At 40.9% G+C, this 17,914-nt stretch carries 16 protein-coding genes; 10 read left to right on the forward strand and 6 right to left on the reverse strand.

Annotation, left to right across the window (positions count from 1 at the left end; genetic code table 11):
• From cydD to ACTWPF_RS17285, 4 genes are all read left to right on the forward strand, one after another.
• Entirely contained in the window at nucleotides 1-1,731 is a 1,731-nt protein-coding gene (cydD, locus tag ACTWPF_RS17270) for a thiol reductant ABC exporter subunit CydD (RefSeq protein ID WP_443149942.1), read from the forward strand.
• On the forward strand, nucleotides 1,731-3,443 hold the full coding sequence (gene cydC, locus ACTWPF_RS17275; protein ID WP_443149943.1) for a thiol reductant ABC exporter subunit CydC: 1,713 nt from the start codon (nucleotides 1,731-1,733) through the stop codon (nucleotides 3,441-3,443). Before cydD ends, cydC begins: the two co-directional genes overlap by 1 nt.
• A 152-nt stretch (nucleotides 3,444-3,595) precedes the next feature.
• Nucleotides 3,596-3,940 carry a PadR family transcriptional regulator gene (locus tag ACTWPF_RS17280; RefSeq protein ID WP_106895531.1) on the forward strand — a complete coding sequence of 115 codons (345 nt, stop codon included), beginning with the start codon at nucleotides 3,596-3,598 and terminating at the stop codon, nucleotides 3,938-3,940.
• Nucleotides 3,930-4,442 carry a DUF2812 domain-containing protein gene (locus ACTWPF_RS17285; RefSeq protein ID WP_443149944.1) on the forward strand — a complete coding sequence of 171 codons (513 nt, stop codon included), beginning with the start codon at nucleotides 3,930-3,932 and terminating at the stop codon, nucleotides 4,440-4,442. Before ACTWPF_RS17280 ends, ACTWPF_RS17285 begins: the two co-directional genes overlap by 11 nt.
• Before the next feature lie 13 nt (nucleotides 4,443-4,455).
• On the opposite strand, the gene ACTWPF_RS17290 is transcribed toward ACTWPF_RS17285, so the two are convergent.
• From ACTWPF_RS17290 to ACTWPF_RS17305, 4 genes are all read right to left on the reverse strand, one after another.
• Complete coding sequence (locus ACTWPF_RS17290) at nucleotides 4,456-5,031, reverse strand: 5' nucleotidase, NT5C type (RefSeq protein WP_106895533.1); 576 nt, start codon at nucleotides 5,029-5,031, stop codon at nucleotides 4,456-4,458.
• A gap of 9 nt (nucleotides 5,032-5,040) precedes the next feature.
• Nucleotides 5,041-6,141, reverse strand: a complete 1,101-nt coding sequence (gene ribD, locus ACTWPF_RS17295) for a bifunctional diaminohydroxyphosphoribosylaminopyrimidine deaminase/5-amino-6-(5-phosphoribosylamino)uracil reductase RibD (protein WP_443149945.1) — start codon at nucleotides 6,139-6,141, stop codon at nucleotides 5,041-5,043.
• Nucleotides 6,134-6,886: a GTP cyclohydrolase II gene (locus tag ACTWPF_RS17300; RefSeq protein ID WP_036576971.1), complete on the reverse strand. Its 753-nt coding sequence runs from the start codon at nucleotides 6,884-6,886 to the stop codon at nucleotides 6,134-6,136. Before ACTWPF_RS17300 ends, ribD begins: the two co-directional genes overlap by 8 nt.
• Nucleotides 6,887-7,033: 147 nt before the next feature.
• Nucleotides 7,034-7,624: a TetR/AcrR family transcriptional regulator gene (locus ACTWPF_RS17305; RefSeq protein WP_443149946.1), complete on the reverse strand. Its 591-nt coding sequence runs from the start codon at nucleotides 7,622-7,624 to the stop codon at nucleotides 7,034-7,036.
• 154 nt (nucleotides 7,625-7,778) lie between these two features.
• On the opposite strand from ACTWPF_RS17305, the gene ACTWPF_RS17310 reads away from it, so the two are divergent.
• From ACTWPF_RS17310 to ACTWPF_RS17325, 4 genes are all read left to right on the forward strand, one after another.
• A complete protein-coding gene (locus ACTWPF_RS17310) occupies nucleotides 7,779-8,693 on the forward strand; it encodes an ABC transporter ATP-binding protein (RefSeq protein WP_106895536.1) in 915 nt (304 codons plus the stop codon).
• Nucleotides 8,686-10,293, forward strand: coding sequence for an ABC transporter permease (locus tag ACTWPF_RS17315; protein WP_443149947.1), 1,608 nt, complete (start codon nucleotides 8,686-8,688; stop codon nucleotides 10,291-10,293). Before ACTWPF_RS17310 ends, ACTWPF_RS17315 begins: the two co-directional genes overlap by 8 nt.
• Before the next feature lie 93 nt (nucleotides 10,294-10,386).
• Entirely contained in the window at nucleotides 10,387-12,120 is a 1,734-nt protein-coding gene (locus ACTWPF_RS17320; RefSeq protein ID WP_161463906.1) for an ABC transporter ATP-binding protein, read from the forward strand.
• A 540-nt stretch (nucleotides 12,121-12,660) separates the two neighbouring features.
• Nucleotides 12,661-13,602, forward strand: a complete 942-nt coding sequence (locus ACTWPF_RS17325; RefSeq protein WP_238019361.1) for a bile acid:sodium symporter family protein — start codon at nucleotides 12,661-12,663, stop codon at nucleotides 13,600-13,602.
• Between the two features lie 117 nt (nucleotides 13,603-13,719).
• On the opposite strand, the gene ACTWPF_RS17330 is transcribed toward ACTWPF_RS17325, so the two are convergent.
• Complete coding sequence (locus tag ACTWPF_RS17330; RefSeq protein WP_443149948.1) at nucleotides 13,720-14,718, reverse strand: acrylyl-CoA reductase family protein; 999 nt, start codon at nucleotides 14,716-14,718, stop codon at nucleotides 13,720-13,722.
• A 200-nt stretch (nucleotides 14,719-14,918) separates the two neighbouring features.
• On the opposite strand from ACTWPF_RS17330, the gene brnQ reads away from it, so the two are divergent.
• A complete protein-coding gene (gene brnQ / locus ACTWPF_RS17335) occupies nucleotides 14,919-16,280 on the forward strand; it encodes a branched-chain amino acid transport system II carrier protein (RefSeq protein WP_106895541.1) in 1,362 nt (453 codons plus the stop codon).
• Between the two features lie 83 nt (nucleotides 16,281-16,363).
• On the opposite strand, the gene ACTWPF_RS17340 is transcribed toward brnQ, so the two are convergent.
• On the reverse strand, nucleotides 16,364-17,029 hold the full coding sequence (locus ACTWPF_RS17340; RefSeq protein WP_161464474.1) for a GntR family transcriptional regulator: 666 nt from the start codon (nucleotides 17,027-17,029) through the stop codon (nucleotides 16,364-16,366).
• 108 nt (nucleotides 17,030-17,137) lie between these two features.
• On the opposite strand from ACTWPF_RS17340, the gene ACTWPF_RS17345 reads away from it, so the two are divergent.
• Nucleotides 17,138-17,872, forward strand: a complete 735-nt coding sequence (locus tag ACTWPF_RS17345) for an EcsC family protein (RefSeq protein ID WP_106895543.1) — start codon at nucleotides 17,138-17,140, stop codon at nucleotides 17,870-17,872.
• Nucleotides 17,873-17,914: the final 42 nt, after the last annotated feature.

A 17,914-nucleotide genomic window follows, 5' to 3' on the forward strand; every position in this document is an offset into this window, starting at 1 on the left:
ATGGATAAGTTAAAAGCAATGATTAAACAACAAAAAAAACGTATGGCCTTACTGGTTTTATTTGCTCTAATTGCCGGTACGATGGTTATTGCCCAGGCGTATCTTCTTGTCATCATCATTGAGGATGCCTTTCTGGGAGATGCAAACTTAACAAACGCACTCCCCTGGTTAGGCATACTCCTATTAGTTTTGCTTTTTCGAACAGGTTCTACCTATTTAAGCGGAAGAACAGGGGTTAAAATTGGTGCACATGCCAAGGGAGAATTCCGCCAATCCTTGTTACACCAATATAAAGTGACCCCTGTTCAGGCTTCTATTACAGGACAGTCTGGTGGAAAAGTAAGTATTTTAATGGATGCTGTCGACGAAGTGGAAAGCTATTTTAGTTCCTATATTCCGCAGGTGATTCAATCTAGTCTCATTCCATTGCTTATTCTAATTGTGGTATTTACGCAGCACGTGAATTCAGGGCTCATTATGATCATCACTGCTCCGTTTATTCCCATTTTTATGATTATCATTGGGATGCAAACCCAGAAAAAATCAGAAGAGCAGCTGGACAAACTTGCATCATTTTCGGGTGGTTTTTTGGATACCTTGCAAGGCTTAACAACACTTAAGCTTTTTGGCCGTGCTCGAAAACAAAAACAAACCATTGAAAAGAGCAGTTTGGGTTTTCGTGATGCGACGATGGAAATTTTAAAGGTTGCTTTTACTTCTTCTTTTATGCTGGAACTCATCTCCATGCTAAGTATCGGAATTATTGCTTTAGAAATAGCCCTGCAACTTATTCTTTTCGACGGGATTACGTTTTTTGTAGGATTTTTAATTCTAATTCTTGCGCCAGAATTCTACACTTCTCTTAAGGAATTAGGAAGCGCCTTTCATAATGGTCAAAGTAGTATCGGTGCTGCGAAGAAAATTGCCGAGGAGCTAACAGAATCCGACAATGAAATCACATGGGGCGAAAAAGAGTTTACAGAAGTGCATCAACCACCGAATCTGAAACTGAACCAAGTTAGTTTTAGCTATGGTGTTGATCAATTTCATTTGTCTGCTATTGAAGCTAGTCTTCCGCCTTACTCTTCGGTTGCGATCGTAGGGAGAAGTGGCTCAGGAAAATCTACATTACTGCATTTGCTAGCAGGACTATTACCATTGTCAGAGGGTAATATTTTTGCAGATGGTAGCCCATTAAGCGACTATAAGGAAGCGGAATGGTTTAGTAAACTGAGCTACATATCACAGCATCCTTATATATTTTCAGGCACCTTTGCGGAAAACATAGCAATTGGCTCAACAAATGATGCTTCCAGAGAGGCCATTCAAGTGGCTGCAGAGCAAGCGGGTATTATGGATCTCGTCCAATCACTTGAGAACGGTTTGGATACACGAGTGGGAGAAGCAGGTAGAGGGCTTTCTGGTGGAGAAAAACAACGTTTGGCATTGGCTAGAGCTTTCCTTAATCAGCCCTCCCTTATCTTGTTTGATGAGCCAACCACGGGTCTGGATCTGAAAACAGAACGGATTTTACAAAACTCGATTAGAAAACTTTCGGAGAACGCAACAATCATAACCGTTGCACACAGACTTCATACAATTAAGAATGCTGATCAGATCCTTTTCCTTGAGGAAGGGAAGTTAGCTGGTAAAGGGACACATGAAGAGCTGGTTGCAAACCTTCCAGCATATGCAGCAATGGTTTCCGTACAGCAAGGGGGCACAGCCTAATGAAGGACTTAGCTATCGTTACAAAATTAATGATGTTTGAAAAAAGGGATATTTTCTTGTCGATTCTGGTGGGGTTCATTGCAGGGATAGCTGGCGTTGGGCTGTTTGCGGCTAGTGGATATTTAATTTCCAAGGCAGCGCTTGCTCCCCCTTTATATGCCTTGATTGTGTTGACGTCTACTGTAAAGCTTTTGGGCTTCACAAGGGCTTTGACCCGTTATGCAGAAAGGTATTTCTCTCATCGTGCGACGTTTACCATTCTAAGTAATTTGCGTGTGTCTTTTTTTGAAAAGATAGAGCCACTCGCGCCTGGTATCTTTCAGAAATATCGAAGTGGGGATTTACTTGCAAGGATAGTGGGCGATATTGAGAGCCTGCAAAACTTCTTTCTGCGCGTCTTCTACCCACCTATTGTGCTTGTCTTGGTCTTTTTAAGCACAATATTTTTTACCGCATTCTTTTCAATTTATGCAGCATTTGTCTTATTTTTAGGTCTTGTCATGACAGGATTTGTAGTCCCTGCCATTTTTGCCATAAAACAGCGAAGGATCGATCAGGATGTTCGAGAAAATCGGGCAGTGCTTTCGACAGATGTGACAGAATACCTCTATGGGTTCCGTGATCTGAAAGTCTACCAGCAGCTCGAGAGTCGAGAGGAACAGCTGTTACAATCCTCGGGTCAGTATATTAAGGAACAAGAGGTAGAAGGAATTAGTAAACTGTTTAGCCAATCATTAAATACACTTGTTTCTCATATCATTACAGCCATTGTGCTTGGGCTTGGTGTCTATTTAGTTGCAAACGGGAGCCTGGAAGGCGTATTACTGGCAATGCTGGTAATGATTTCGATCACTGTTTTTGAAGATGCTTCCCCGATGGCAGCTTTTCCTATCTACTATCATGATAACCAAAGAGCAGCACGTAGGTTGTTTCAAGTTGTAAAAGATGACAAAACTTCTACTAATGAAAGAAATCTTCCTTTTATTCCTGATGAGGTGCCCTCTGTAAGAATGGATAACGTGACGTTTACCTTTGAAGACGAATGGAGACCGACGTTGAAAGATATTAGTTTTGAACTGGAAAAGGGAAGTAAAACGGCTATAGTCGGTCCGAGTGGTTCTGGTAAATCAACGATTCTTCAGCTTATTTTAAAGTTGTATGAACCCGTACAGGGAGACATTAAACTAAATGATCTCTCGCTTGCATCATCTAACAAGGAATCTATTTGGAGTATGGCCAATGTTGTGTTACAAGAAAACCACTTTTTCTTTGGCACCATCAAGGAAAATCTACTGTTGGCTGGTGACGATCTAACAGATAAACAATTAACGGAGGCGTTACAGAAGGTTAAGTTAGATAGATTTTCCTTGTCTGATGATGTACTTGAAAAAGGCGCTAACCTTTCCGGTGGGGAGAAGCAGCGACTCGCTATTGCCAGAGCTTTGCTTAAAAAAGGTAAGTTGTGGCTTCTAGATGAGCCTACATCTTCTGTGGATGCTCTTACAGAGAAGTCGATCCATGAATGTATTTTGCGGCAAGCAGAAAAGGATACCCTAATCCTTGTCAGTCACCGTTTGGCTGGGATGGAAATAATGGATCACATCCTCGTTATGGACCAAGGGGAAATTGTGGAATTCGGCTCTTACGAGGAGCTCATGGGTAAGAAGGGTTATTTTTATGAGATGAAGGAAATTGAGAAGAACTTGTTATAGGCTTAGTGAAAAGTCCGGGATACCGGGCTTTTTTCTTGCGTAATTAGTGGCAATTATAAAAAACTCACGTAAATTAGGCTTGAAGGAAAACGCATTCCATGCTAATATATCGTTATACGATACATCGACATGCGATGTAATGAGGTGAATAAATGAAGCAGCCAGAGGATTTCTTACCCTTATCCCAGGCAACATACTATATACTTTTATCATTGAGAGTGAAACGACATGGCTATGGCATCATGCAGGATGTAGAAGAAATTAGTCAAAGTGAAGTAAAAATGGGTCCGGGAACGTTATATGGTGCCTTAGGTAAACTAGAAAAGCAACAAGTCATACAGAAGGTTACCGTGGAATCAGATGAACGCAGAAAATACTATGACCTTACAGAACTGGGAAAACAGGTTTTGCAGAAAGAATATATAAGGTTAAGATCTTTAGTAAACAATGCTACAGATATAATTGAGAGGTTGGAGGTTGAAGAAGATGGCTATTAGGAAATTTCGTCTATTCCTTGCTTCTGGACTGGAAAAAGAAGAGCAATGGCTCACAGCAATGTCTGCAAAAGGGCTGCATATGAAAAAATACAAACTAGGCTTTTATACGTTTGAAGAAGATAAAAACAAAGCGTTTGTTTACCAAATAGATTTTCAGAGAATTGCAACAGATGATTATATTCAACTTTATGAGGATGCTGGATGGAATTATGTAGATCAGTCAATTGGACTGTTCCATTATTTCCGTACGGATGCTTCAAATGAATCGGTTCCTAAAATTTACTCTGACTATGAGTCGGTTGTGGAGTCGTATAAAGGTATGTTACGGTTTTACATGATTCTTTTCGCGATTTTGTTATTATCCCAACTAGGTGGATTGCTTACTTGGAAGTGGGGCGGTTTGCAAATCTTTACCATGTCACTTACTGGTGCTGTCGTAGTCCTGTATATATATATGCTTATCGCGCTTAAGCGAAAGATTAATTTCTATAAGAGAGATTGAAAGCAGGCATTCATTAAGGATGCCTGCTTTCAATTAATGAAATAAATTCTGTCCACTCGTACAACCGGATTGCTTGGGTAAATTCTCGGTTATAGGATTGGTCTTTAATTACTAAGGTTGTTGGTTCTTCCTGTAATGTGTTTAAAACAGCAGGTTTATCATCCACATAGTAATCGAGCTCCAGGTTTTGAATAATGTTTATTTTTTCATGGTCATTCATACCGTAGAAGAAAGCATCGTCCTCTATAGGGAAACCTTTCTCTTTCATCCAGACTTTCGTCCGTTCACCATGGACCATAGGTCGTGCTGTAATGTAGTAGATCGTATGCCCTTTTCCTTTTAATTCGTTTAGAACCTCAACAGCACCCGAGAAGGCGGGGCAATCTGTATAATAAATTGACTCTAAAGATTGCTCCCACATTGCTTTACCTTCTTTGTCATTTAAGCCAAAAGGCTCGTGGATCTCCACACGCTTGAGGGCATGAAATGTTTCGGTGGGTATCTGCTTTCCGAGCTTTTTATTATATATATGAAAGGCATGTGCTCGTAAGTTAATTAAGGTGTCATCAATATCAAAACCAAATTTCATCCATATCCCTCAGTTCTTTTCGCCATGAATAACTGGGTAGCCAGTTATTTTCAGGTCGCTCCCAATTGTCTCCACCTGGAGGTTGTTTAGCTCGATGGCATCCTGCATCTCTTCCGCGCCCGTTCCTCCAAGGAAGGACGGGGCTTGCTGGCCACCAACGAGTTTTGGTGCCATGTACACGACCAGCTTATCGACAAGCTGATGCTCTATAAAGCTTGCATTTATAGTAGCTCCTGCTTCAACTAACAGTGAAGAAATATTCTTCTTCCCCATATAGTCCAACACTTCTCCGGGATGAATATAATCCCCTTCTAGCATAATAACGTGAACGCCACTTTCCTCTAGTGACTCTTTTTTTTCCTCATTATAACGGCTTGTCGTAAAAACCCAGGTTTCCGCTTTATTGTCTTTTACTAGCTGACAGTCTAGCGGGATTTTTAGGGTGGAATCCAGTACAATTCTAATTGGATTTTTTCCATTTGGGATTCGTGCGGTTAGGGCAGGGTTATCCTCTAGTACAGTGTTAATTCCAGTAAGAATGGCCATATTTTCATGTCGCAATCGATGGACATCTGTGCGAGCTTTCTCTGATGTGATCCATTTACTGCTATTGGTGTGGGTGGCGACCTTTCCGTCAAGGGAGGATCCAACCTTTAAGCTAACAAATGGCCGTTGCGTAACAATATATTTGTTAAAAACTTCATTCATTTTAACAGATTCTTGTTCGCAAATTCCCGTGATCACCTCAATGCCAGCCTTTTTTAGAATGGCAACTCCATTCCCTGAAACTACTGGATTTGGATCAAGGGTGGCGACCACCACTCTTGCAACGCCTGCCATAACAACAGCTTCTGCACATGGTCCTGTTCTGCCGTGGTGAGAGCAAGGTTCAAGGGTGACGTACATTGTCGCACCTTTCGCATGCTCACCAGCCATACGTAGTGCATGAACTTCTGCATGCGCTTCCCCTGCTTTTAAATGGCTGCCAATTCCTACGATACGACTTCCATTAACGATGACACAGCCTACCAGTGGATTAGGGTCTGTTTGTCCCTTCATTGCTTTAGCTTGGTTTAAAGCAAGCTCCATGTAATAGCTATGATCAGTCATTCAAACACGTTCCTTCTTCTAAGTGTCCGGATTTAGTTACCTTGGTCTCTAAATATTTTTTGTTGTATTCCGATACATCTCCCCAAAGAGGTGTTCTACCTGAAAGCGGAAGACCAGCCTTTTCTAATGCTTCCATTTTTTTCGGATTGTTTGTAATGAGCGTAACTGCTTTGCTTCGTAGTTGTTTTAATACGTGGATGGCATCATCATAATCCCTTGTGTCATTTTCAAATCCGAGCTGTTCATTTGCTTCCACGGTATCATAGCCACTTTCCTGAAGAAGATATGCCATGGCTTTGCTGAACAATCCTATACCCCGGCCTTCGTGATTGGCCAAGTAAAAGAGCGCTCCTGCTCCGTTTTCTTTGATACGCCTCATAGATTCTTTTAATTGAAATCCACAATCACAGCGCTTGCTACCAAAGATATCTCCTGTGTGGCAGATAGAGTGCATCCGGATAAGTGCTTCATCTGCATTGGCAAAGTCTCCATAAACCAACACACTTGATTGCTGGTATTCGGCTAGATTAGAGGATGCAAGCTTTTCAATGATATGCTCATAGTCTTCTGTTACTTCTTCTTGGCTCAGCCAGCAATACCATTGAAATACTGTCGTTTCGCCATATAAATTAACGGGCAGCTGAATGGGCCCTACTAAGTAGATTGCCTTATCCTTTTGTTTGATAAGCTGTATTTTGTCTTTCAGTATTGAATAAGCATGATGATCATGTTTCATTTCTTCCATTGTTAAATCTCCCTTCACTTTCAATAAGTATAATGAAATTAAGCGGTTGTATCAATTTTCTGTTCTCGTGTATTTGTTATTGTATGTGAAAGGAAGGGCGCCCGTATACGCGAGGGTATCAATCAAATACCCAAACAAAGGAGAGAATCATTTCTCTCCTTTGTTCCCAACTATGCCGTAAAACAATATGTGCATGATATCTTCTGTCAGAGGTAAGATTTTTGTATAGACGTCTTTTTTTTGCATGTATTCGTTCATCATTTGGATATAGAAGAAAATGGATTCATTAGAGATAGCAGGATCAACATAACCTTGAGCTTTCCCTTCATTAAATAAATTCATCATCTTCGGAATAGCTTCTTTGGTCATCAGTTTTGCCATATAGCCATCCCCTGTTGTATATGCTTTCATGAAATGCTGATAAAAATTTTCATGGATGTTATTGGCAGACCTTTTTTTATTAAAGATTAATCGTTTAATCTTTTCTGGGAAAGGGAGGTCACTGGTCAAAATAATATCTGCCTCCTGCCACGCCTTGTCCACATAGTAGCGGATGACCTCTTCAACTAATCTATCTTTGTTTTTAAAATAGTTATATATTGTCACCTGAGAGACACTAGCTTTTGTGGCAATTTCGTTCATGCTTACCTTTTGCACGCCAAACTCTAAAAATAAGCTTAGGGCAGCCTCCAGGATGCTTTGTTTTTTGCGTTCGCGGCGTCGTTCGAATCCGTCCATTTGTTTCACCTCTTTTAAAGTGTATAAAAAAATATGTAATAAAACAATGAATATATTTCATAAGTTATTGCAAAGCAGTTGTTGTTTATATATTATGAACTATATAGGTAATAATATTTCATAATTTAGTGAGGGAAAGGGAGGCCAAGGGACCATGACCATTCTCGAAGCGAAAAATGTAACGAAGTATTTTGGAAAGTTTACAGCGCTAGATGGCGTTGATATGCAAGTGAATGAAGGGGAAGTTTTTGGGTTTATTGGACCGAATGGGGCAGGGAAGTCTACCACCATCCGAATCCTGCTAGGTATCTTGAAGGCAACAGAAGGGTCTGTACAGATTTTCGGCAAGGATGCTTGGAAGGATGCAGTGGCCATCCATGAACGTATAGCATATGTTCCTGGTGATGTGAATCTATGGGCAAATTTAACAGGTGGAGAAGTCATTGACCTTTTTACAAAGCTTCGGGGGAAAGTTGATAAAGGGCGAAGGGAAAAACTGATAGAGCGTTTTGAACTAGATCCAACGAAAAAGTGTAGAACGTATTCGAAAGGAAACAGACAAAAGGTGGCACTTGTAGCGGCTTTTGCTTCTGAGGCAGACTTGTATATTCTGGATGAACCAACCTCTGGACTTGATCCATTAATGGAACGTGTTTTTCAGGAGTGCGTCCTAGAAGCGAAAGATGCAGGAAAGAGTGTTTTATTATCAAGCCATATCCTCTCTGAAGTTGAAAGGTTATGCGACCGTGTTGGGATCATTCGTCAGGGCAAAATAATAGAGACTGGCTCGATGGCCGAATTGCGTCACTTAACAAGAACAAACCTTATCGTCCAGACAAAGCAGCCGATGAGCGGATTAGGACAGATGGCGGGAGTGCATGATGTAGAAGAGAAGGAGGGAGTACTTTCATTTCAAGTTGATTCAGAAAAACTCGATGAAATGATAAGGTATATCAGCTCGTTTGGCATTTTGAAGTTGGAGAGTGCCCCCCCTAACCTAGAAGACTTGTTCATGAGACATTATGAAGGAGGACGGGTAGATACTGAGGGAGGCAATCATAATGCGTAGTACAAGGAAAGGGACGGCTATACTTCTTCGCTTTTTGGTGAAAAGAGATCGGGTGCGAATCCCGGTGTTTGTTCTCGCGCTCGTTCTGATAACTTGTATGACTGCGATGGCATTATCAAACTTGTATTCTACTAGTGAAAGTAGACAAATCATGGCTGAAACCATGGTGAATCCAGCGATGACAGCAATGCTTGGAAAAGGTTATGGGTTGAATAACTACACCATTGGGGCGATGATGGCCCACCAAATGCTTCTTTTCACTGCCATTGCGATGGCGATAATGAATATTCTCCTCGTGGCAAGACACACGAGAGCAGATGAGGAGGAAGGTAGAATTGAACTTATTCGTTCTTTGCCTACCGGTCGTTTAGCAAATTTATATGCAACGCTCACCCTTGCCGGATTGACTAATCTCTTCATTGGAATTCTTACTGGCCTAGGGCTTTTTTCACTCGGTATAGAGAGTATTAACCTGGAAGGATCACTACTTTACGGAACAGCATTAGGCGTGACAGGATTTTTCTTTGCTACTATTACTGCTATTTTTGCACAGCTTTCCGAGAACGCAAGAGGCACAATTGGATTTTCCTTTACGGTATTAGGCGTGTCCTATTTATTACGGGCGATAGGGGATATCGGCAATGAGGCTATGTCTATGGCTTCTCCATTGGGTTGGATTTTGAGTTCAGAGGTTTTGGTTACGAATAAATGGTGGCCAATTATTATCACATTCATTGTTTCGCTGTTGATAATGATCACTGCTTGCGTCTTGTACAGTAGACGAGATCTTGGTGCAGGTCTGCTTCCAACAAGGCCAGGTAAAAGAACAGCCTCAGCTTCCTTATTAAGCCCATTTGGTTTAAGTTTACGCCTGCAACGAACTGGGCTTATCTCCTGGGCAATAGGAATGTTTCTGTTAGGAGCTTCGTATGGGTCTGTACTGGGAGATTTGGATTCCTTTTTTGTTGAAAACGACATGTTCCAGCAATTGCTTAATCCAGAAAACGGGCATTCCTATTCCTTAACAGAGCAGTTTTTAACCATGATCATGTCCATTCTAGCGATGATTAGTACGATACCGGCACTGATGTCTGTTAACAAACTCATTGTGGAAGAGAAAAAAGGGCGTATAGACCATCTGTTGAGTAAGAAGCTTTCCCGTAATAGATTACTTGGTAGTGCCTTTCTTCTATCTGTTATTACTAGTTTTATCATGGTTTCACTAACAGCGATTGGGCTATGGACTGCAGGAAATATGTCGATGGAAAATGGCATGGATTTATGGAATGTTTATAGTGCGGCGCTTGTTTATCTGCCGGCTGTATGGCTTGTGATAGGCTTGGGCATATTGGTGATAGGCATTTTTCCACGAGCAAGCATTGTTGGTTGGATTTATCTCATGTATTCTTTTATCGTCGTCTATCTAGGAAATCTATTAGAATTTCCCAAGTGGCTCAGCGGAATATCACCGTATGGCCATATACCTGAACTGTTAATCGAAGAAATGCGTTATCTGCCAGTTTCCATTCTATTTTTACTTGCAATACTTTTTGTCATTACAGGGTTTATAGGGTATAACAAACGTGATATTCAGGCGTAAGAGGAATTAGTGAGAATTCGTGTGATACTAGCTATTGGCCGTATGCCTGATCTATAATTGAAGCAGTAAGACTAGATGGGCAGGGTGAGGTATATGGACGGTGAAAAAAGTAATATAAAAGACTTTTATTCTTTAATGCGATCAACGAACATGCCAAAGATGGCGTTAACGTTTGGCTTAATTGGTAGTGTTCTAACAACGCTAGTAGGGCTATCCATCCCTATTTTGACAAGAGAGCTGGTTGATGGTTTTTCACTAGCTTCGTTAAGCTGGTTCCTTGTTGTAACAATAGGGGTGGTTTTCATCCTGCAAGCGGTAATAGACGGGGTGTCTACTTATTTGTTGGCAATGGTTGGGCAGCGGATCGTAGCCAGTTTGCGGGAAAGAATGTGGCACAAGCTAATCCGGATGCCTGTTAGCTATTTTGATAAGACTAAAAGTGGTGAAACAGTCAGTCGAGTAGTAAATGATACAGGTATTGTGAAAGAGTTAATTTCAACGCACTTTCCTCAATTCATTACAGGTATCATTTCTATTATTGGTGCGGTTATCATTCTGCTGATCATGGATTGGAAAATGACTTTGATTATGCTTATATCCGTTCCCGTGACGATAAGCATTATGATTCCGCTTGGCAGAAAGATGGCCAAAATATCGCGAGCGTTACAGGATGAAACAGCTACATTCACAGGCGATATTCAGCAGACCCTTAGTGAAGTTCGATTAATGAAATCCTCTACAGCAGAAGGGTTTGAGGAGAAAAAAGGGTATGCTGGGATTAGTAAACTGTTTGCCTTCGGACTAAAGGAGTCCAAAATCTTTGCTCTAATTGGACCATTAATGTATCTCATCATTATGGTTGTAGTAGTAGTTATTATTGGATATGGTGGGATTCGTGTGGCAGATGGAACGATGTCAACCGGTTCCTTGGTCGCGTTTCTTCTTTATCTATTTCAAATTGTGATGCCGATCACCTCGTTTGCTATGTTTTTTACTCAGTTACAAAAAGCAAAGGGAGCCACAGAGCGTATACAACATATTTTGGAGCTTTCTGAAGAAAAAGGTCAGGAAGGGGAACAAGCACAAGTCGCAAATCAGCCGCTATCGGTTGAAAATGTCTCCTTCTCCTATAATGAGGAAGAACCAGTTTTAGAATCTATCAGCTTTATTGCACAGCCAGGTGAAATGATTGCCTTTGCTGGTCCGAGTGGTGGCGGTAAAACGACATTGTTTGGGTTACTGGAACGGTTTTATGAACCTAGTGAGGGTGAAATTAAAATTGGGGAAACACCAATTCAGCATTTATCCTTACATACATGGCGTAGTCAAATAGGTTATGTCTCGCAAGAAAGTGCTATGATGGCAGGTACAATTCGAGAAAATTTGACGTACGGGCTGGAAAACCCACAGGGCGTTCCAGACGAGAAATTATGGAAAGTTGCAAAAATGTCCTATGCAGACCAGTTTATTAAGGGTTTTTCTGAAGGACTTGATACAAAGGTGGGCGAGCGTGGTATAAAGCTCTCAGGCGGGCAGAAGCAACGGATTAATATTGCACGAGCCTTCTTACGTGATCCGAAAATACTGATGATGGATGAGGCGACAGCTAGTCTTGACAGTCAATCTGAAAGCATTGTGCAACAGGCATTAAGTCGTTTAATGGAAGGGCGAACGACATTTGTGATAGCACATCGCTTATCTACTATTGTAGACGCAGATAAGATTATCTTTATCGAGGATGGCAACATGACTGGAAGTGGAACACATCAAGAATTAATCTCCACTCATAAATTGTACCGGGAATTCGCAGAACAACAATTATCATAAATTAGGGTTGGGACATACCATTCCTTTCATTCAAGAATATGAACAATAAGAGAGCGTGCATGGACTGCATTAAGCACCGCTATGGAAAATACTTCGCTTTCCGTAGGCACGGCCTCGTGCCAACAGGATGTTGGTCACAAAGGCGTTGCCACAGGATGTGGCGTTTTTAGCCTTTGTACCTTTCTCTAACTTCCGGGGCCTTCGGACTCATGCTGTTCCCACTGGAGTCTATGCATTTTCCTTCGCTGAGTAGTGTGTCAGGCATCAATATTGTTATAATAAGTTCTGAACGAATGGCGAATCGTATTCAATACGATTCGCCATTCGTTCTGTTTTTGCTTTATCAAATTTTTTGAGTCTCACCCTGTTTATTTAATATTCTCCATGAATATCGCTTTCCCGTACCTTTGCTCAAAAACAACTTAGTTGCTGTTTTTAGTTATAAAGTTAGTAGATGGAGCAAATGATAGGTTTAACCTATTTAAAATTTTCTAAAAATATAATATAATCTCTAATTATGCATCTAAGAGGGGGATTAGCTTGAAAGTTTTAGAAAGAATTAGCAGTTTTGTCGGAAATACATTTGCTATTTGGGTGGTATTATTTGCGGTTTTATCCTTTTTACTACCTTCAGGATTTACTTGGCTGGCGGCCTATATCACACCTTTACTCGGTATCATAATGTTTGGTATGGGGCTTACACTGTCAGCTAAAGATTTCAAAGAAGCATTTAAACGCCCGAAAGATGTTGCGATTGGTGTAGCTGGCCAATTTTTAATCATGCCATTACTTGCCTTCGCACTTGTGACGATTCTGCCTGTTTCCAAAGAGATAGCAGTAGGTGTTATCTTAGTTGGATGCTGTCCTGGTGGTACTTCTTCTAACGTTATGACATTTTTATCTAAAGGGGATACAGCATTGTCTGTTTCAATTACTGCTGTATCTACTGTTCTGGCACCTATTTTAACACCTGCTCTAATTTATCTTTTGGCTAGTCAATGGTTAGAAGTATCTGCAGGGGCTTTATTTGTTTCCATTGTACAAATTGTTTTGGTACCCATTTTACTAGGCTTACTCGTTAAAGCATTGTTAAAAGATAAAGTCGAAGCAGGGGTAAAGGCCATCCCCCTAGTATCAGTTATAGGTATTGTAGCAATTGTTACGGCAGTTGTAAGTGTGAACGTAGAACAAATTGCAAAAACTGGACTACTAATTTTTCTAATTGTTGTGCTGCATAATACATTGGGTTATGTAGTTGGCTTAGGGCTTGGAAAAGTCATGAAGATGGGTCCTAAGCAACAAAAAGCGGTGTCAATCGAAGTGGGCATGCAAAACTCAGGGCTTGGTGCAACTCTTGCTGCTGCACATTTTAATCCGTTATCTGCAGTGCCAAGTGCAATCTTTAGTGTATGGCACAATATTTCAGGGCCAATCATAGCAACGATTTATCGTAAATTACAGGAGAAAGAAGAGAATCGGTAGAAAGATAAAGCCAGAGCTCCCATATGGGGAGCCCTGGCTTATTTCATTCTCTACAAAAGTAGCGTATAAAAAGCCGAGCGAATCTAAGTCGCTCGGATCTAATCATGATGAGTTACTTTATTCTGATCCATCAAGTTTTATAATAGTACGTCCTCGTACGCGACCTTCAAGGATTTCTTGAAGTGTGTCTTCTACTTCTTCTAAAAAGACTTCATTCACAACCTCTTCGTTTAGGTGTGAAGGCTTAAGGTCATCCGCTAATCGTTCCCACACTTTTCTACGAAGTTCCATTGGGCATTGTACGGAATCGATCCCAAGCCAGTTTACACCTCTGCCAATGAAAGGTAGTACGGTTGTTCTCACCTCAATGCCACCAACTAAGCCTGAAGTAGCGACAGATCCGCTATTTTTCAGGGTGCTGAGAATATATTGCAAGGTTGACCCACCGACAGGATCTACTGCTGCAGCCCAACGTTTTTCTCTTGTTGGTGTATTATCCTGATCAGTAACTTCTTCTCTAGAAATAATCTCTTTCGCGCCAAGCTTCTCCAGATAAGTTTTCTCACTAGAAGATCCTGTACTAGCGGTTACGTCATACCCTTTTTTTGCAAGCATATCAACAGCTAGGCTTCCGACACCGCCTGTGGCTCCTGCTACTAACACGGGACCTTGAGATGGAGTAAGTCCATTGTCTTCCAAACGTTGCACAGAGAGGGCGGCAGTCAGACCCGCTGTTCCAAGGATCATAGCCTCTCTAAGGGTTAGACCGTCTGGTAAGGGCACGACCCATTCCTTCGGTACTCGTGCTACCTCACTGAAGCCACCATGATGTCCCGTACCGAGCTCGTAGCTTGTGACAATTACTTTATCGCCAGCTTTGTACGTATTATCAGTAGACTCAATGACTGTCCCCGCAAGGTCAATTCCTGGGATGTGAGGGAAAGATTTAACCATTTGATGGTGCACGCCAACCATGGCGTCTTTATAGTTAACGCTGGAGTAAGCAACCTTAATTAATACGTCTCCCTTGGGTAAATCTTGAAGCCCTAGTTTTTTAACAGATAATGTTGCTTCATCGTTTTCTTTTGTTAGTACTAATGCTTGAAATTCGTTCATCGTAAATCCTTCCTTTCAACTATAATTTACGAAACTATCAAAGTTTATATATTCCCTTCGTAGAAAAATGTAAACGTAGTAATAAAAAAAGTCCAGTAATATATTGCATTTTGCAACTAACCCTAGTAGTATGAACTATACTGATATATTGCATATTAAAATTTCAAATACAACGTAGAATAAACACAGGGGGATTATATATGAAGGACAAGCTATCATTTTCATCGTATGCGGTTGTAGGTTTTATGCTTTTCGCACTTTTTTTTGGTGCAGGTAATTTAATTTTCCCTGCGCAACTAGGTCAGAATGCTGGTACTAATTTTTGGCCAGCGGTTCTTGGGTTTTTGCTAACAGGGGTGGGATTGCCATTACTCGGTATATTGGCAATGAGCTATTCTGGCAGTAAAAACTTGCAGGAACTAGCGAGCCGGATTCATCCTGCTTTTGGCATTACCTTTACTGTTATGCTTTACTTAACAATTGGCCCCTTCTTTGCTGCCCCAAGAACGGCAACAGTGGCATATGACGTAGGGTTCTCTTCTTTTATAAATGAAGGATCGCAGCAAACAGGATTACTAATATTTACGCTACTATTTTTCTTGGCAACCCTGTTTTTCTCTTTAAAGCCAGGGAAGCTTATAGACTATATCGGTAAGCTACTGGCTCCGAGTATTGTCGTACTACTTTTAATATTGCTTGTCATGGTAATTGCAAAGCCAATGGGCGAAATTCAAGCACCATTAGGAGACTTCCAAGGGAACGCTTTTGTTCAGGGCTTTCTTGAGGGTTACAACACGATGGACGCTCTAGCTTCTTTAGTTTTTGGCATTATTGTTATTAAAACCATCCGGTCATTAGGTGTCACTTCAACCAAAGGGGTCCTTGCTGCAACGGCGAGCTCAGGTTTGGTTGCTATTACACTTTTGGGTGTGATCTATGTTGGGATTGCCTATTTAGGTGCTGTGAGTACACAGGAACTTGGTGTCTTCACTACTGGAGGCCCTGTGTTGAGTGGTGGGGCTGCGTACTATTTCGGGCAAACTGGGACGATTTTGTTAGCTGTCATCCTTACGCTTGCTTGTTTAACAACTAGTATCGGGTTAACCACAGCATGTGCAGAATATTTTCAAACCCTTTTTCCGAAAATAGGATATAAAGCTTTTGCGATTTTCTTTACAGGGATTACTTTTATTATAGCTAATTTCGGACTCGCTAATATTATTACCTATTCTGTTCCTGTTCTGATGCTTCTTTATCCACTAGCAATCGTTTTAATGCTTTTAGCATTTTTATCAGGTTTATTCCAACACAAGAGAGTCGTTTATGCTATTACCATTGCTGTAACGTTTCTAATTAGTGTTACAGATGGACTGAAGTCATTATGTAATTCGTTGGGTATAGAGTATTTTGACTGGCTAACGCCAATTCTATCCTTCTATGAAAAGGTATTGCCATTATACAATCAAGGACTTGGTTGGTTGCTTCCTGCCTTGGTGATTGTACTTATTGCAAGTGTAGCTTTACGCGGGTTCCATGTTACGGCAAAAACGTCAGTGAAATAAAGGTTTCAACTAGTTTTGTTTTGTCATATCTATTTATAAAAAATAAAAAACGCCGGACGATAGCTAAATCGTCTGGCGTTTTTCTATTGCTTGTCATGCAGTGCTTGAAATTCATCAATCGCCCGAAGCCAATTTTCTTTCATTATAGGAGCAATGGCGTCGCTTTTACCTTCTCTCATTAATTGGATAATGGCGTGATGTTCCTCAACAGATTTCTCAGTTAGGATAATGGAGTTATGAAAGAATTGCCTTCTAACATGCGCTTGTAGGGAGGAAATAATAGAATGTATATAAGAATTATTTGCTGTATTAACAATAATTTGGTGAAAGTCCTCATCTATTTTAAGTGAAGCATAGTAGTTCTCAGATCGAATGGCATTGGCAAATCGCTCGTTTGTACGCTCCAGCAGTTCTAAGACTTCCTCGGTAATATGGGAGATAGCTAGTTCTGCGGATAACGCCTGTAATGCGGCAAGTGGTGGCAACAGGTCAAGGATAGCATCCTTTTCAACCTCTGTTACTTGTGTCGCCTTACCCGGGTACATTTTAACAAATCCCCGCATCTCTAACATTTGTAGGGACTCTCTAATTGGAGTTCTACTCACACCAAGCGCTTTGGCAAGTTCTGTATCATTCAACTTTTCACCGGGCTGTAGGGTTCCATCAATAATCCATTGTTGAATTTGCGTGAAGGCATTCTCTTTAGCAGTCTGACGCACAGGTTTGGCATGATTAGCTGGAATCGGCATATTGGTTCACCCACCTTTTTTGTTATCGTATACTATTAGTATACATGAAAAAGCTTACGAATAAAATATCCAATATATCGCTGGGTTGATAGAAAGGGAGGTGTCGTGTTGAATCACTATGAAAGAAAGGCGTATGAGGATTTGATGGAATGGAAATGGGAGCTTTTCTCTAAAACAAGCTTGTTTAAAAAGTTCTCTAAAAAAGCCCAAACAAAAATAAACGGTATCATCCCTGAAAAGGTACACCAAGTTATGACCGACGGGATCCAGCAAATGGTGAAAATGACATTATTCGGTTCCGATTTGACCACAAAAAAACCAGAGCTTGCCTATGCAAGCCTTCAGGAAAAGGATGAGCTTGTTAGAGAAAAACTAACTATATATAGAAGGACCGCAACAGTGGAAGGAGCTGGGACAGGAGCGGGCGGTATCTTTTTAGGAATAGCGGATTTTCCTTTGTTACTGTCAATAAAAATAAAATACCTATTTGAAGTTGCTGCTATCTATGGTTTTGATACAAAGGATTATTCTGAACGATTGTTTATTTTGCACGTGTTTCAGCTTGCTTTCTCAGATGAAAGAAAAAAGAGGGAGACATTCCACACGCTTGATAATTGGAATGAAAAAAGGCATGAGATAACAGAAATGGACTGGCGGGCATTTCAGCAGGAGTATCGGGATTATATTGATTTAGTAAAGTTATTGCAACTTGTCCCTGGGTTTGGGGCTATTGTCGGGGCCTATGCCAATTACAACTTATTGGACCAGCTTGGAAAGACTGCTATATACGCATACCATCTTAGATTATTTAAGGAAAGCCCGCTTGATTATGTGGAAGAGTAGGGTATAGAACATAAAAAAACAAGAGCCGATCAAGTGTGATCG

Source organism: Oceanobacillus sp. M65 (genome assembly GCF_052246275.1).
GTDB classification, from domain to species: domain Bacteria; phylum Bacillota; class Bacilli; order Bacillales; family Amphibacillaceae; genus Oceanobacillus_B; species Oceanobacillus_B jordanicus.